General features: G+C 66.9%; 15 protein-coding genes and 1 riboswitch. Of the genes, 6 read left to right on the forward strand and 9 right to left on the reverse strand.

Features of this window, described 5'->3' with window-relative positions; translation table 11 throughout:
• Window positions 1-64: 64 nt before the first annotated feature.
• The 3 genes from HTA01S_RS02170 to HTA01S_RS02180 form a co-directional block, all read right to left on the reverse strand.
• Entirely contained in the window at window positions 65-646 is a 582-nt protein-coding gene (locus HTA01S_RS02170; protein WP_068166906.1) for a TMEM165/GDT1 family protein, read from the reverse strand.
• A 6-nt stretch (window positions 647-652) separates the two neighbouring features.
• A riboswitch (yybP-ykoY riboswitch) is annotated at window positions 653-824 on the reverse strand.
• 64 nt (window positions 825-888) lie between these two features.
• Window positions 889-1,527, reverse strand: a complete 639-nt coding sequence (locus HTA01S_RS02175) for a CoA transferase subunit B (RefSeq protein WP_068166907.1) — start codon at window positions 1,525-1,527, stop codon at window positions 889-891.
• Between the two features lie 10 nt (window positions 1,528-1,537).
• Complete coding sequence (locus HTA01S_RS02180; protein ID WP_068166908.1) at window positions 1,538-2,239, reverse strand: CoA transferase subunit A; 702 nt, start codon at window positions 2,237-2,239, stop codon at window positions 1,538-1,540.
• 71 nt (window positions 2,240-2,310) lie between these two features.
• On the opposite strand from HTA01S_RS02180, the gene HTA01S_RS02185 reads away from it, so the two are divergent.
• Window positions 2,311-2,889, forward strand: coding sequence for a LuxR C-terminal-related transcriptional regulator (locus HTA01S_RS02185; protein WP_068166909.1), 579 nt, complete (start codon window positions 2,311-2,313; stop codon window positions 2,887-2,889).
• A gap of 34 nt (window positions 2,890-2,923) precedes the next feature.
• On the opposite strand, the gene HTA01S_RS02190 is transcribed toward HTA01S_RS02185, so the two are convergent.
• The 3 genes from HTA01S_RS02190 to pcaC form a co-directional block, all read right to left on the reverse strand.
• Window positions 2,924-4,240, reverse strand: coding sequence for an ABC transporter substrate-binding protein (locus HTA01S_RS02190; protein ID WP_245637967.1), 1,317 nt, complete (start codon window positions 4,238-4,240; stop codon window positions 2,924-2,926).
• Between the two features lie 206 nt (window positions 4,241-4,446).
• The gene (locus HTA01S_RS02195) at window positions 4,447-5,427 is read right to left on the reverse strand and encodes a Bug family tripartite tricarboxylate transporter substrate binding protein (protein ID WP_068166910.1); all 981 of its coding nucleotides are present in this window, start codon (window positions 5,425-5,427) and stop codon (window positions 4,447-4,449) included.
• Between the two features lie 47 nt (window positions 5,428-5,474).
• Window positions 5,475-5,852: a 4-carboxymuconolactone decarboxylase gene (gene pcaC, locus HTA01S_RS02200; protein ID WP_068166911.1), complete on the reverse strand. Its 378-nt coding sequence runs from the start codon at window positions 5,850-5,852 to the stop codon at window positions 5,475-5,477.
• Between the two features lie 79 nt (window positions 5,853-5,931).
• On the opposite strand from pcaC, the gene HTA01S_RS02205 reads away from it, so the two are divergent.
• Window positions 5,932-6,522, forward strand: a complete 591-nt coding sequence (locus tag HTA01S_RS02205; RefSeq protein WP_068166912.1) for a peroxidase-related enzyme — start codon at window positions 5,932-5,934, stop codon at window positions 6,520-6,522.
• On the opposite strand, the gene HTA01S_RS02210 is transcribed toward HTA01S_RS02205, so the two are convergent.
• From HTA01S_RS02210 to HTA01S_RS02220, 3 genes are all read right to left on the reverse strand, one after another.
• Complete coding sequence (locus HTA01S_RS02210; RefSeq protein WP_068166913.1) at window positions 6,509-6,961, reverse strand: acyl-CoA thioesterase; 453 nt, start codon at window positions 6,959-6,961, stop codon at window positions 6,509-6,511. The two genes, HTA01S_RS02205 and HTA01S_RS02210, sit on opposite strands and share 14 nt — an antisense overlap.
• Before the next feature lie 94 nt (window positions 6,962-7,055).
• Window positions 7,056-8,018 (reverse strand): DMT family transporter, encoded by a 963-nt coding sequence (locus tag HTA01S_RS02215; protein ID WP_322788358.1) that lies wholly within the window; start codon window positions 8,016-8,018, stop codon window positions 7,056-7,058.
• 114 nt (window positions 8,019-8,132) lie between these two features.
• Window positions 8,133-8,915 (reverse strand): SDR family oxidoreductase, encoded by a 783-nt coding sequence (locus HTA01S_RS02220; protein WP_068166914.1) that lies wholly within the window; start codon window positions 8,913-8,915, stop codon window positions 8,133-8,135.
• A 136-nt stretch (window positions 8,916-9,051) separates the two neighbouring features.
• Between HTA01S_RS02220 and HTA01S_RS02225 the strand changes: the two genes are divergently transcribed.
• From HTA01S_RS02225 to HTA01S_RS02240, 4 genes are all read left to right on the forward strand, one after another.
• Window positions 9,052-10,734, forward strand: a complete 1,683-nt coding sequence (locus tag HTA01S_RS02225; protein WP_068166915.1) for an electron transfer flavoprotein-ubiquinone oxidoreductase — start codon at window positions 9,052-9,054, stop codon at window positions 10,732-10,734.
• Between the two features lie 129 nt (window positions 10,735-10,863).
• Window positions 10,864-12,183, forward strand: coding sequence for a TAXI family TRAP transporter solute-binding subunit (locus tag HTA01S_RS02230; protein WP_068166916.1), 1,320 nt, complete (start codon window positions 10,864-10,866; stop codon window positions 12,181-12,183).
• Window positions 12,180-13,511, forward strand: a complete 1,332-nt coding sequence (locus tag HTA01S_RS02235) for an ABC transporter substrate-binding protein (protein WP_068166917.1) — start codon at window positions 12,180-12,182, stop codon at window positions 13,509-13,511. The genes HTA01S_RS02230 and HTA01S_RS02235 overlap by 4 nt, the downstream gene beginning before the upstream one ends.
• 13 nt (window positions 13,512-13,524) lie before the next feature.
• Window positions 13,525-14,187: a nucleoside/nucleotide kinase family protein gene (locus tag HTA01S_RS02240; protein WP_068166918.1), complete on the forward strand. Its 663-nt coding sequence runs from the start codon at window positions 13,525-13,527 to the stop codon at window positions 14,185-14,187.
• Window positions 14,188-14,324 lie beyond the last annotated feature (137 nt).

The raw sequence follows: 14,324 nt of genomic DNA on the forward strand, positions 1-14,324 counted from the left end.
CAGCGGGCCTCGTTTCATTTCCGCGCCACACGGCGCCGGCCGGGATCGGACGGGGGTCGAGCCCTCACCCGGCCACGAACGAAGACCCCACCCCAAGCAGCGCGAGCACACCCAGCGCCGCAAAGATCAGCGCAGCCACGACGTGCACCGCCTTGATGGGCACGCGCCGCGTGAGGGCGTCGCCAAAGAACACCACCGGCGCGTTGGCCAGCATCATGCCCAGGGTGGTGCCCGCGACCACGGCCACCAGCGGCGCGTACTGGGCTCCCAAGGCCACGGTGGCGATCTGGGTCTTGTCGCCCATCTCGGCCAGGAAAAACGCCCAGGTGGTGGTGGCGAACACGCCGAACTGCCGCCGGGGCACGGCGTCGTCATCGTCGAGCTTGTCGGGGATCAGCATCCAGCCGGCCATGGCGATGAAGGACAGGCCGAGCACCCAACGCATCACGGTCGGACCCACGGTGGCCATGACCCAGGCGCCCGCCGCGCCGGCCAGGGCATGGTTGAGCAGCGTGGCCGCGAGGATGCCCCAGAGGATGGGCCAGGGGCGCTTGAAACGCGCGGCCAGCACCAGCGACAGCAACTGCGTCTTGTCGCCCATTTCGGCCAGGGCAACGATACCGGTGGAAAGGAGGAAGGCTTCCAAAACAATGCTCCAGGGGCCGGAAAACCAAAAGACCGCACAGCAGCCCCGGCCCTTCCGGAGACTGTGCGGTCAAAGGTCTTGCCAGGCTTGAAGCTGTCGGCGCCATGGCCGTGGGGGCCAAGTGTGTTGACGCGGACCTCTGCGTGGTGCAGAGCGGCTACTCCCCAATGACGGGTGAGGCGCGAGTATAGACGACGGTTGATGGGCAACCGGGCGCCGGTTGGCGCGCGGTCGCCGTCTCGTCAGATCAGGGGGACGCCGGTCTTGGACTGCAGGAACTCACGGGTCACGTCGGGCGCCAGTTCCACCACTTTCAGGCCCTCGGGCGTCACGTCCATCACGGCCAGGTCGGTGATGATGCGGTTGACCACACCCTTGCCCGTCAGCGGCAGCGTGCACTGCGGCAGGATCTTCAGGTCTTCGCTGCCGTCCTTCTTCTTGGCCACATGCTCCATCAGCACGATCACGCGCTTGACGCCGGCCACCAGGTCCATGGCGCCGCCCATGCCCTTGACCATCTTGCCGGGAATCATCCAGTTGGCCAGATCGCCCTTGTCGGTCACCTGCATGGCGCCCAGGATGGACAGGTTGATCTTGCCGCCGCGGATCATGGCGAACGACTGGTCACTGCCGAAAATGGCCGAGCCTTTCATAGTGGTCACGGTCTGCTTGCCGGCATTGATCAGGTCCGGGTCCACCTCGTCTTCGTAGGGGAACGGGCCGATGCCCAGCATGCCGTTCTCGCTCTGCAGCCACACCTCCACATGGTCGGGCACGTGGTTGGCCACCAGCGTGGGGATGCCGATACCGAGGTTCACATAAAAGCCGTCCTGCAGCTCCTGCGCCGCACGCGCGGCCATCTGGTCTTGGGTCCAAGGCATGGTGTTCTCCTTACTTGCGATCGCGGGTGGTGCGCTTCTCGATGCGCTTTTCCGGGTTGGCATTGAGCACGATGCGGTGCACGTAGATGCCGGGCAGGTGCACGTCGTCGGGGGCGATCTCGCCGGTGGCCACGATGCGCTCCACCTCCACGATGCAGATCTTGCCGGCGGTGGCTGCCGCGGGGTTGAAGTTGCGCGCCGTCATGTTGAAGCGCAGGTTGCCGGACATGTCGGCCACATCGGCCTTCACCAGCGACACCTCGGGCACCAGCGAGCGCTCCATCACGTAGGTCTCGCCGTCGAACTCGCGCAGTTCCTTGCCCTCGGCCACCAGGGTGCCGACACCGGTCTTGGTGAAGAAGGCGGGAATGCCGGCACCACCGGCGCGCAGCTTCTCGGCCAGCGTGCCCTGCGGCGTGAATTCGAGTTCGAGTTCACCGGCCAGGTACTGGCGTTCGAACTCCTTGTTTTCGCCCACGTAGGACGAGATCATCTTCTTGATCTGCCGCGTCTCCAGCAGCTTGCCCAGGCCGAAGCCATCCACGCCGGCGTTGTTGGAAATGGCGGTCAGGTTCTTCACGCCGGAATCGCGCAGCGCGTCGATCAGCGCTTCGGGAATGCCACAGAGGCCAAAACCGCCCACGGCGATGAGCTGGCCGTCGGCCACCACGCCCTTGAGGGCCTCGGCTGCGCTCGGGTAAATCTTGTTCACGTCGGTTGCTCCAGTGGTTGAACAGGGATGGGCGCTACGATACTACGTAATAGCATACGTAGTTTGACCTAATGACTAACCCGAACACCGACCTCTCCGGCATCGACTACCGCCTCGCCTTTGATCTGGCGCCACTCGGGCTGGTGCTCTCGCGCCAGCGCACGATTGTGGACTGCAACCAGGCCTTGTGCGAGATGTTTGGCGCCACGCGCGAACAGCTGGTGGGCCAGAGTTTCCAGGTGCTCTACCCCAGTGCCGACGAGTACGAGCGCACCGGCGCACGCATCGCGCCGATCCTAGGGCGCAGCGGCACCTACGCCGACGACCGCATCATGAAACGCGTGGACGGCCGCCTCAAGGGAGAAACCTTCTGGTGCCACGTCACCGGTCGGGCCCTGCGCCGCGAAGCGCCGCACGAGGCCGGCATCTGGAGCTTCGAAGACCTGAGCTCACGCCGCGCCGTCAAGGCCGAACTGACCGGGCGCGAACGCGAAGTGGCGGCCTTCCTGATGGATGGCCTGACCAGCAAGGAGATCGGCAAGGCACTGGGCATCAGCCACCGCACGGTAGAGATCTACCGCGCGCGGCTGATGCGCAAGTACCAGGCGCACAGCACACCGGATCTGGTGCACCGCCTGGTGGCGGGTTGATGGGCGGCGGGCGAACCGCCGCGTTCCGCATCGGCTACTGCTTCTTGGCGGCGTTGGCCAGCTTGGATTCGACCGGCTTGGGCACAACGGCCGCCACGGGCGCATTGAGCGTCTGCAATCGGCCGATGGCATCACCGACAGACATCGAGTCGGTGTTCCAGAACTCGCTCACGGCCGCCCGCATGGCGTTTTGCTGCGCCGTCGACAACGCCATGCCGTGCGCCACCGAAGGCAGCAAGGTGCCCGCCTTGGCCGTTGCCGCGAAGTCAACGTTGGAGCGTTTGCCACATTCGTCGAACTTGTTCATCTTCAGGTTCAAGTGCGCCGGGATGGAGCCCTTGCGCAGGTTGAACCGCTCCTGGAAGTCTTTACCCATCAGCACATAGGCCAGATAGCCCTGGGCCTTCTGAGCCTCCCAGCTCTTGAGCTGGAACATGGCAAAAGAGTCGACGTTGAAGGTGTAAGCGTTGGTGGTGCCTGGAGCGGGCGTGCAGGTGAAGTCCTTGCCCGGCTGCTGTTTGGCGGCCAGGAACTCGCCCTTGGCCCAGTCCCCCATGAACTGGAACCCGGCCTTGCCCTTGATCACCATGTCGGTCGTGACGTTCCAGTCCCGACCGGGAGACTTGCCATCGACATAGGTCTTGAGGCGGCGAAAGGTCTCCAGCGTCTTTTTCATCGCATCGCTGCCGATGGCCGCCTTGTCCAGTTTGAGCAGCGCCTTGTCGTAGAACTCGGGTCCGCCGACCCCCAGGGCCACGGTTTCGAACACCGTGAAGTCCTGCCAGTCCTGCCCGCCATGGGCCAAGGGAACGAAGCCGGCCGCACGGATCTTGTCGGCGGCGACAAAAAACGCGTCCCAGGTCTGGGGCATGTCTGCGACGCCGGCCTTCTTCAGCACCGCCGAGTTGGCCCACAACCAGTTGACACGGTGCACGTTGACCGGCACAGCCACGTAGTGACCCTTGTACTTCATCTGGTCGGCGACCACCTTGGGCAAGGACTCGTCCCATTTGTCAAACAACGCCATCGAGTCCAGATTGGTCAGCGCGTTCAGCTCGGCCCATTCCTGAATGGCCGGCCCCTTGATCAGGGCCGCGGCTGGCGCATGCCCCTCCAGCACGCGCTGCTTCAGGGTCGCCATGGCATTCCCGCCCGCGCCGCCCGCGACGGTGAAGTCTTTCCAGGAATGGCCCCGCGCGGTCATCATGGCCTTGAGTTCCTGGACCGACTGGGCCTCGCCGCCCGAGGTCCAGAAGTGCAGCACCTCGACCTCGCCCGCCTGGATGGCGGCGCTGGCGAGCAGCGAAATACCCGCTGCCAGCAGGCTGCGTTTTGTTTTTTTTGTGAGCATGGTTGTGGAGACGTTGTGAAAACCCTCCATGGTATCCACGCGAATGGAAGGGTTTCTACCAAGAAGACCCACAGAAGCGGCAAAACCCCGCATTCCTTCACGCAGGAAGCTGCACCGGCCTCCCCTGCTCACGGCTCAGGTCGCAGCCGCCCTGCCCCGTGTGGGCATGGCCAGGCGGCATCGGACGCCATCCTGGCCATCCCCATTCACTGAGGCTGGTAACCGGAGTCCTTGATGATCTTCGCCCAGACCTCGCGGTAGGCCACTTCGCGCTTGCCCAGTTCGGCGCCGCTCATGAAGCCCACGGTCAGGCCCATGGCGGTCAGCTTGTCCTTCACATCGGGCATGGCGATCACCTTCTGCAGTGCCGCACCGAGCTTGTCCAGCGCGGCTTTGGGTGTGCCAGCCGGCGCAAAGAGGCCGTAGTACGGCACTTCTTCGAAGCCCTTGATGCCGAGCTCGGTGAAGGTCGGCACGTCGGGCAGTGCCGCCTGGCGTTGCGTACCCATCACGGCGACCACGCGCAGCTTGCCAGCCTTGTGGTTCTCGATGAAGTCCGGCACCGAGCCCACGCCCGCGGGAATGATGTTGCCCAGCATGTCGCCCATCATGGGAGCGCTGCCGCGGTAGGGCGCGGCCACCAGGTCCAGGCCGAACTGCTTGCCGATCACCTGCACGGCGAACTGCGGCGTGGACGCGGGCGCAGGAATGCCCATGGTGGCTTTGCCGCCGCTGCCCTTGACACTGTCGATCCAGGCCTTGAAGTCGCGCGCGGGTGTGCCGCCCGACAGCGCCACGGCGTTCACGAAGGTGGCAAACCCGGCCACGGGCACGAAGTCCTTTTCGGGGTCGAAGCCGGGGTTCTTCATGGTCAGCGGCAGGATGGACACGCTGTGGTCGTGGCTCAGGAACACGGTGTGGCCATCGGCCGGCGCGGCCTTGAGCGCCTGCGCCGCCAGCTGGCCGCCAGCGCCGGCCCTGTTCTCCACCACCACGTTCGCAGCCAGCTCGACCTGCAGGCGCTCGGCCAGGATGCGAGCGACGGCATCGGAGCCGCCACCGGCGGGGAAGCCGACGAGGATTCTGGTGGGGCTTTGCGCCTGGGCGAGACCGAAGCCAGCGACGGCGGACAAAGCCAGCGCGAGGCGGCCGGCACGGGCGATGAAGGAACGGCGGGGCGATGTCATGGGTTCAACTCCTGAAGAAAAAAACGGTTCTGTTCGGGGTGGCGCCGTCAGGCTTTGGGCGGCTCCACCACCTCGGCCGCGGTGCGGAACGCTTCCACCGAAGCGGGGATGCCGCAGTAGATGGCCGCGTGCAGCAACACCTCCTGGATCTCCTGCGCGGTGGCACCGTTGTTCAGCGCGCCACGCACATGGCCTTTGAGTTCGTGCTGTTTGCCCAGCGCGGTCAGCATGGCCACGGTGACCAGGCTGCGCGTCTTGCGGTCCAGGCCGTCGCGTTGCCAGACGTCGCCCCAGGCGGCTCGCGAGATGTGGTCCTGGATGGGCTGGGTGAACGGGGTGGCGCCGGCCAGCGCGCGGTCCACGAACGCGTCGCCCATGACCTCGCGGCGGGTGGCCAGGCCACGGTGGTATTGCTCGTCCTGCATGGGGTGCTCCGGATTCGGTGGATGTCGGGTGCCAAGGATAAACTTTCAAACCAAGCAAGAAACTGACCGGAGACAAACCATGAGCGATGCCCGCTACCACCTGCCCGACCTCAACACCCTCCCCGAGGACCTCAAAGCCAAGGTGCTGGAGGTGCAGGAAAAAGCCGGCTTCGTGCCCAATGTGTTCCTGGCGCTGGCGCGCCGCCCGGCCGAATGGCGCGCCTTCTTCGCTTACCACGACGCCTTGATGACGCCCGAAACCGTGGGCCGAGAGAGCGGCCTCACCAAGGGCGACCGCGAAATGATCGTCACCGCAACCAGTGCCGCCAACCACTGCCTGTACTGCGTCGTGGCCCATGGCGCCATCCTGCGCATCCACGAGAAAAAGCCGCTGGTGGCCGATCAGGTGGCGGTGAACCACCGCAAGGCCGATATCACGCCGCGCCAGCGCGCCATGCTCGACTTCGCGATGAAGGTCTGCCTGGCTTCGCATGAGATCGAGGACGCCGATTTCGACGCCCTGCACGCCCACGGTTTCAGCGACGAAGACGCCTGGGACATCGCCGCCATCACCGCCTTCTTCGGCCTGTCCAACCGCATGGCCAGCTTCAGCGGGATGATGCCCAACCCCGAGTTCTATCTGATGGGACGGGTTCCTAAGTCGAAGTGAGGCGGGGCGGCCCACCTGCCGCTTCGATGAGAGCGCGGGCGTGGTCGGACATGGGCACCGACTTCTGCTTCGGGAAGTCGACCCAGACGATGGTGGCACCACCATTCGCGTACACCGTGGCCGGGTCGTCGGTGCGCAGCATCTCGTGGAAGGTGTCGAACGAGGTCTTGCCCATGGTGCCCACGTAGGTGCGTACCAGCACGTCGCCGGGGAACTCGAACTGCCGGATGAAGTTGCAGAAGGCGTTGACGATCACCGGCCCCTCGCCCTGCGGATCGGCCGGCAGGCCCATGCCAAAGAACCAGTCCAGCCGCGCGATCTCCATGTAGCGGAAATAGATCGTGTTGTTGACGTGGCCCATGGCGTCCATGTCGCCCCAGCGGATGGGCACCACGATTTCATGCACCAGGCGTTTCTCGGCAGGCAGTTCAAGCTTCATCGGATATTCCTCAGGTTTCGCCGCCGGGCCGCCCCAAGGCGAAACGCGCCCCCTTTGGGGGGCAGCGACCCGCGAAGCGGTGGAGCGTGGGGGTTCATCTGTGCGCTCTGATCGAGGCCAGGATGCCGGCCACGAACAGCACGCAGGCCAGCAGTTGCGTGGCGGCCGGCCAGTCGCCGCTCCAGGCGAAGGTGTAGATCAGCGCAAACACGGTTTCGCTCACCACCAGCTGGCCGGCCAGGCTGGTGCTCAGCCAGCGGCTGGCGATGTTCCACATCACCGAGGCGATCCAGGCCGAGCCGATGCCGGTGAAGGCACACACCAGCACGAACCGGCCGAAGCCGGGCCGGTCGATCAGCTCCGCCCAACCGGTGCCCCAGCCCAGCCAGAGTCCCAGCCCGCCCAGGCCGGCGGCCAGCCCGAGCCAGTTGGCCCAGGCGGTGGACTTCACCCCCGGGTGGCGGCGGATCCAGCGGGCATTGAGCATGCCGAAGGCCAACCAGCTGAGCATGGCGCCCACGGCCAACAACACCCCGCGCCAGAAGTGCCCGGCCCCGCTGGCGTTCACCTCGTCCGCCGTGGCATCCATCATCAGCACCATGCCGGCCGCCGTGAGCACCAGACCGGGCAGCAGCGCCGCCCAGCGCAGGTGAGAGGGCTTGCCCAACAGCATCATCCAGACTGGTAACGTGCCGATGATCAGCGCCGGCAGCGCCGCCCCGGCGTCGGCGATGCCGTAGACCAGCAGCAGGTAGTACCCCGTGTAGCCCAGCACACTGAGCCACAGCGCCGCCCCGGCCTGGGCCAGATCGGGCCACTGGCCGGCACGCTGCCCCACAGGCATGCGCAGCGTCTGCCACAGCATCCAGGCCAGTGAAAACAGGCCGCAGGCGACGAAACGCCCCGCCGTGTAGTCCACCGACGAAAAACCGGGCGCGACCAGCGGCGCGACGAAGGTCGTGCCCCAGAACGCCCCCGCCCCCAGCCCGGCCGCGATGCCTGTGGCCATGCCGGGCGGCAGGCCCTTGGCACTCGACGACACCTCAGTGATCAGCACGGCAGCGAGCGAAGAAGCGCCAGCGGGAACACCGCTGATCGGGTTTCGCCAGGCCGCAGCTGTTACCTCCTTGAGGGGGTGACGCGCTCAGCGCGGCGCGAGGGTGGGCCATCCTCAGATCCCGAAGCCGTCGTCCGCGGCGATCACCGCGCCGTTGATGAAATGGCTCTCGTTGGCGCACAGCATCATCAGCACCGCGTCCAGATCGGCGGGCTGACCCACGCGCTTGCGCGGCAGCATGTTGATGAGCTTCTGGCCCTGCTCGGTCTGCCAGTGGTGGTGGTTGATCTCGGTGTCGATGTAGCCCGGGCAGATCGCGTTCACGTTGATGCCGAAACGCCCCCACTCCATGGCCATCGCCTTGGTCATGTGCACCACGGCAGCCTTGCTCATGCAGTACACGCCGATCTGCGGCAGCACCTTCAGGCCGGCCATGGAGGCGATGTTGACGATGCGCCCGCCGACCCAGGTGCCCGGGGCGTTGCCGTTGGCGCGCGCCAGCATGCGCTTGCCCACTTCCTGCGCCACGAAGAAGGCGCCCTTGGTGTTGGTGTCGAAGACGAAGTCGTAGTCTTCCTCGCGCACATCCTGCAGGCGCTGCGTGGTGCTCACGCCCGAGTTGTTGATCAGGATGTCGATGGCGCCGACTTCGGTTTCCGCGTGCGCAATGGCCGCCTTGATGGACGCGATGTCGGTCACGTCCAGCGCCACCACATGGGCGTCACCGCCCTCGGCCTCGATGTGCGCGCGCAGTGCCATCAGGCGATCGGTGCGGCGGCCGGCCAGCACCACGGCAGCACCCGCGTTGGCCAGGGTTTTGGCGAACTGCTCGCCCAGGCCACCGGAAGCGCCGGTGATGAGGGCCACGCGGCCCGAAAGGTCGATCTGGTAGGTCACGGGATAATCTCCGGGCAGGTGCAAATTAGCACGATCGTTCGATTTTCTGGCGCCGCAGCATAGAATGCTGTCCGCCCGACGACACACGCCGCACCAGGTGGCGGCGAAAGTACAAACCATTATCCGCGAGACCCTCATGACCCCAGAACAAATCCTTGCCCAGTTCGGCCCGCGCGAAGCCATGGAATACGACGTGGTCATTGTGGGCGGCGGCCCGGCCGGTCTGGCCACCGCCATCCGACTCAAACAGCTGGCCGCCGAAAAGGGCAGCGAGTGCAACGTCTGCGTGCTGGAGAAGGGCTCCGAGCCCGGCGCCCACATCCTCTCGGGCGCGGTCATGGACCCCCGGGCCATCACCGAACTCTTCCCCGACTGGAAAGAGCGCGGCGCCCCGCTGAACCAGGCCGTCACCGGTGACGACCTGCTGGTGCTCAGTGAAACCGGCGCCACCCGCACGCCCGACTGGCTGATGCCGCGCAACTTTGACAACCACGGCTGCTACATCATCAGCCTGGGCGCGGTCACCAAATGGCTGGGCGAACAGGCCGAGGCCCTGGGCGTGGAAATTTTCCCCGGCTTCGCCGCTGCGGAAGTGCTCTACAACGACGATGGTTCGGTCAAAGGTGTGGCCACCGGCAACCTCGGCGTGGGCAAGGACGGCGAGCCCATGGACAGTTTCCAGATCGGCATGGAGCTGCACGCGAAGTACACCGTGTTCGCCGAGGGCGCACGTGGCCACCTGGGCAAGCAGCTGATCGCGAAATACAAGCTGGATGAAGGCAAGGACGCCCAGACCTTTGCCATCGGCATAAAGGAACTGTGGGAAGTGCCGGCCGACAAAGCCAAGCCCGGCCTGGTGGTGCACACCGCCGGCTGGCCCATGGACGACGACACCTTCGGCGGCGGTTTCCTGTACCACCTCGAGGGCAACAAGGTCACGCTGGGCTTCGTGGTAGGTCTGGACTACCAGAACCCCTGGATGAGCCCGTTCGAAGAAATGCAGCGCTGGAAGACCCACCCCAGCATCAAGGCCCACATCGAAGGCGGCAAGCGCCTGGGCTATGGCGCGCGCGCACTGAACAACGGCACACCCCAGGCCCTGCCCAAGACGGTGTTCCCGGGCGGTGCGCTGGTGGGCTGCGACGCCGGCTTCCTGAACGCCGCGCGCATCAAGGGCAGCCACGCAGCCATCAAGAGCGGCATGCTGTGTGCCGAGGCCGCGTTCGAGGCCGTGGCCGCCGGCCGCCAGAACGACGAGCTCACGGCCTTCCCCGAAGCGTTCCAGAAGAGCTGGTTGTTTGAGGAGCTGTGGACCTACCGCAACTTCAAGAACTGGTTCAAGAAGAGCCCGCTGGTGGGCAAGCTCATGACCGGCATCGAACACTGGTTCCTGCCCAAGGTGGGCGTGAGCGCGCCACCCTGGACGCTGCACAACACCACCCAGGACCACACCAAGCTGCGCCCGGCCGCCGAGATGCCGCAGATCAGCTACCCCAAGCCCGATGGCGTGATCACCTTCGACCGGCTCTCCAGTGTGTTCGTCTCCAACACCAACCACGAAGAGCAGCAGCCGGCGCACCTGACACTGAAGGACGCCTCGGTGCCGGTGGCGATCAACCTCGCGAAATACGCCGGCCCCGAGAGCCGCTACTGCCCGGCCGGCGTGTACGAGTTCGTGAACAAGGACGGCGCCGACCAGTTGGTGATCAACGCGCAGAACTGCGTGCACTGCAAGACCTGCGACATCAAGGACCCGACGCAGAACATTGTCTGGGTCACGCCCGAAGGCGGCGGTGGACCGAACTACGCGGGCATGTGAGCCCGCACACGAACCCGCCTCTCCGGGGCCGCCAGCAGGCGGCCCTTTTTCTTTTCCGGCGCGGCGCGAACAGGGTTGTACAAAAAGTTACGTGGGCTATAGTGCGACGACGTTCCGGATGGACTCTGCATGAACTCCGCCACCCTGTACCGCCATCGCTGGTTGATGATCCGCCTGCCGGTGGCTCTGGTGGCGGCGGCGTTGGCCGGCTTGGCCTGGATCTGGCTGTACCCCATGCCCGATGCGCGGCTCACCATCAGCAGCGGCCAGCCCGATGGCGCCTACCGGCTCTTCGCCGACCGTTACGCCCAGGCCTTTGCCCGCCACGGCATCGCGCTGACCATCGAAACCTCAAACGGCTCACAACAGAATCTGGAACGCCTGCGCCACAGCCCCGCGCAGGCGGACCTGGCCTTCGTGCAGGGCGGTTTCGGCTGGTCGTCCCAGCCCGGGCAGCCCGATCGTTTTGACGGGGTGCAGACCCTGGCCAGCGTGGACATCGAAGGTCTGTGGCTGTTCAGCCGCGACCCGGCACTCACCTCGCTGGCCGCTCTGGCCGGCCTGCACGTGGCGGCCGGGCCGCAGGGCAGCGGACACCGCGTGCTGTTTCAACGCCTGCTCTCACAACAGCGCATCGGCCTGGACGAGATCCGCTGGTCGCCCCTGAGCGGTGCCGCCGCGCGCGACGCCCTGGTCCGCCACGACGTGGACGCGGTGTTCATGGTCGCCTCGTCCCAGGCGCCCGGGGTGCGGGCCCTGCTGGCCACACCCGGCGTGCACCTGGCCATGCTGCAACGCACGGCGGCACTCTCCGAGCGCAACGGCTTTCTTGAAACCCGCCTGTTGCCCCAGGACGGGCTGGGTCAGAACCTGCCCGCGGCCGACACCCCCCTGCTGACCACGCCCACGCACCTGCTGGCCCGGGAGGACCTGAACCCCGCCCTCCAGCGCATGGCGACCGCCGTGGCGATGGAAGTGCATGGGCAGGCCGGCCCGTTCCACCGGGCGGGCGATTTCCCCAACCTGCGCCGCAGCGACTTTCCCGCCTCGGCCCAGGCCCGGCAGGTGCTCGGTGGCGGTCTGAACCGGCTTGAACGCGTGCTGCCTTTCTGGTGGGCACAGGTGGTGCAGCGGCTGCTGGTGATCTGCGTGCCGCTGCTGCTGGTGGCGGGCCTGCTGTTCCTGTTCATTCCGGCCCTGCTGCGGGTGCGGCTCGAAAGCCGGATGACGCGCTGGTACGGTGAACTGCGCTTCATCGAGCACGACCTGGCCCACCACAACGTCGACATCGGCGGGATCGAACTCAGCCGCATCAACACCCGCCTCAGGAAGATGGAGGCGGCCATCGCCACCATGCCACTGCCCAAGGAGCTGGCCCAGCGCTGGCACACCCTGCTCCAGCATGTGGACTTCGTCCGCCGGCGCCTGCGGAGCTACCGGGGCCGATGAGACTGCCCCTGCTCTACCGCCGACGCTGGTGGCTGCTGTACCTGCCGATCACCGCGGCCAGCGTGCTGCTGATGGTGCTGGCCACGCTGTTCGCCAGGCCCCCGCCGCCGCAGCGCGTGGTGATCGGCACCGGGCCGGCCCAGAGCAGCTACCTGCGTGTGGCGCGCCTGTATGCCGAGCGGCTCGAGCGCATGGGGATCGCCGTGGACATCGTGGCCCACCCGCGTCCACAGGACCCGCTGCAGCGCATGGCCGAGGGCGACAGCTCGATCGACGTCACGTTTGCCCAGGGGCTGTACGCGCCCACGGCGCCCCAGGTGATGGCGCTGTCGGTGATCGGGCACGAGATCGTCTGGGTGTTCGCGCGCGAGGGCATCGACCGGATCGAACAGCTCAGAGGCCAGCGCATCGCCGCTTCCGTCCCCCATGCCTCCAACCGCATGGCCGCCGAACGGCTGCTGGCCCATGCGCGGATCGCCCCGGGCGACGTGAGCTTCGTGCCCGCCGTTGGCGACGACGCGGTGGCGGCCCTGGCCGAGGGGCGGGTGGACGCCGTGGTCCACGTGGCCTCGGGCGACTCGAACACCGCGGCCACGTTGGCCCGGCTGGACAACGTCCACCTGCTGCCCATCGAACGGGCCGGCGCCCTGGCCACCCGGGTGCCCACGCTGCGGGCCGTGGTCATGCCCCAGGGTTCCATCGAGCTGCGCAGCAACCTGCCGGCGGCGGACCTCCCGACCATGGTGACGCTGACGCATCTGCTGGTGCGCCCCGACCTGCACCCGGCCCTGCAGCGAGCCCTGCTCAACGTGGCCGGCGAGCTGCACGCCATGGCCGGTTTCCTGGAGGGACAGGGCCAGTACCCCAGTACCGTTGGCAGCGATTTCCCGGTGTCCCCCGTGGCCCTGCGCAGCCGGTACGGCAAACACCCCTGGCTGGAGACGCTGCTGCCCTACCGCACCGCCCAGTGGGCCGAGCTGATCCTGTTCATCTACGTCCCTCTGGGGCTGCTCACCATGGTGTTGCTGCTGCGTGCGCCCCGCTACATCGAATGGCGCGTGGACGCGGCGCTGCAGTATTTCTACGGCGAGCTCAAATTCCTGGAAGAAGACCTGTCGCGCAGCCCGCCGACCGATCCCGTGACCCACCGCGAAGTGCTCGCCCGCCTGGACGCGCTGGACAGACAGGTGGCCCTGATCGATCTGCCCGACCGTTATGCGGACCGCTGGTACACCCTGCGCGAACACCTCAACACCGCGCGCGAGCGGCTGCAGAGCCTGCGCCAGGACGGGGGACAATCCCTCCCCTCGGAGGCCACCGCCCCATGACCCACGCGATCCCATGCCCACCACCCGCCTCGCCCCCGCCCTGACCCGCCGGCTCGACGATCTCGCCAGCGCTCCACGCCGCCTGCTGGGCATCGTGGGAGCCCCCGGCTCGGGCAAGTCCACCCTGGCCGCGCTGCTGGCCGACCACCTGGGCGAGCGGGCCCAGGCCGTTCCCATGGACGGCTACCACCTGGCGCAGGTGGAGCTGGAGCGCCTGGGCCGCGCCCGCCGCAAGGGCGCGCCCGACACCTTCGACGCTGCGGGGTACGCGTCCTTGCTGCGGCGCCTGCGCGCGCAGGCGCCGCACGAGGTGGTCTACGCGCCCGACTTCCGGCGCGAGATCGAAGAACCCGTGGCCGGCGCCCTGCCGGTGTTCGCCAGCACGCCGCTGATCGTCACCGAAGGCAACTACCTGCTGCTGGACGACGACCCGGCCTGGCAACCCGTGGCCGGCCTGCTCGACGAAGTCTGGTACCTGCACGTGGACGCCGCCCTGCGGCTGGAGCGCCTGAGACGCCGGCACGAGCAGTTCGGCCGGACCCGGGAACAGGCCTTGGCCTGGATCGAGAGCACCGACGAACCCAACGCCCGCCGGATCGAGGCCTCACGCGGCCGGGCGCAGCGGCAGGTGCTCTGGAACCCGGTTTCGGGCTGTTACGAATTCAGCCGGGACTGAGGCCCGCACAGGCGCTCCAGGCGGGCGACGTTGCTCCAGAGCAACTGACACCGAGCCAACTCCCCTCAAAGAGGGAAAACGCTCTCACGGCCGACGCGGTACCACGCGGTCCGGTCTTTTGGTGACATTGGTCACAC

Source organism: Hydrogenophaga taeniospiralis CCUG 15921, from assembly GCF_001592305.1.
Lineage (GTDB): Bacteria > Pseudomonadota > Gammaproteobacteria > Burkholderiales > Burkholderiaceae_C > Hydrogenophaga > Hydrogenophaga taeniospiralis.